Annotated in this window: 1 protein-coding gene; it reads left to right on the top strand. The window is 72.4% G+C overall.

Annotated elements, in window-relative coordinates; all coding sequences use genetic code 11:
- The coding region (locus ACFYX0_RS47975; RefSeq protein ID WP_388982219.1) for an ISL3 family transposase at nucleotides 1-1,104 on the top strand (1,104 nt) is incomplete at both ends.

Genomic DNA, 1,104 nt, shown 5'->3' with positions numbered 1-1,104 from the left:
CTGCCGGCGTCCGGCGCCCTGGTACGACGCGGGGCGGGGGCGGCGCCGGTGGCGGGACCTCGACCACGGGGTGCTGCGGGTGTTCCTGGAGGCGGCGGCGCCGCGGGTGGCCTGCCGGGAGCACGGGACGACCGTCGCCGCGGTGCCCTGGGCCCGTCACGGCGCCGGGCATACCCACGCCTTCGACGCCCAGGCGGCATGGATGGCTGCTGAGTGCTCCAAGAGCGCGGCCGCGCAGCTGATGCGTACTTCCTGGCGGACCATCGGCGCGATCGTCGAGCGGTACGTCGCCGACCGCGACCGGCTGGTCGACCGGCTGTCGGGGCTGCGGCGGATCGGCATCGACGAGATCAGCCACCGCCGCGGACAGAAGTACATGACGGTCGTCGTGGACCACGACACCGCGAGGGTGGTGTGGATGGCCGACGGGCACGGCAAGGACGTCCTGCACCGCTTCTTCGACCAACTCGGCGCCGACCGCGCCGCCCGCTTGACGCACATCAGCGCCGACGGCGCCGCCTGGATCGCCGACGTCCTTCAACACCGGGCCACGCATGCCCTGCGCGTCATGGACCCCTTCCACGTCATCGCCTGGGCCACCGAGGCCCTGGATGCCGAACGCCGCTCGAGCTGGAACCGCGCCCGCCGCCAGGCCCAGGACCACGAGCGGGCCCGGGCATTGAAGGACTCCCGCTTCGCCCTGTGGAAGAACGAAGCCGACCTCACCGACCGGCAGGCCGCGAAACTCACCTGGATCGCCGCCACCGATCCCCGCCTGCACCGCGCCTGGCGCCTGAAGGAGGCCCTGCGGGCCGTGTTCACCCTGGCCAAGTCCCGCCCCGCCGCCGCCCTGCGGGCACTGGACAGGTGGATCGGCTGGGCCCGCCGCTGCCGCATCGGCGTCTTCGTCGACCTCCAACGCCGTATCCGACGCCACTACCAGGCAATCCGCTCCGCGCTGACCACCGGCATGAGCAACGGACTGATCGAGTCCACCAACACCAAAACCCGTCTGATCATCCGCAGAGGCTTCGGCTTCCACTCCGCCGACGCCGTCATCGCCCTCGTCATGCTCACCCTCGCCGGCCCCCGCCCCCAGCTCCC

This window comes from Streptomyces sp. NPDC002573 (genome assembly GCF_042889625.1).
Classification (GTDB): Bacteria; Actinomycetota; Actinomycetes; order Streptomycetales; family Streptomycetaceae; genus Streptomyces; species Streptomyces gibsoniae.
This window is presented reverse-complemented; position numbering and strand designations above follow the sequence as displayed.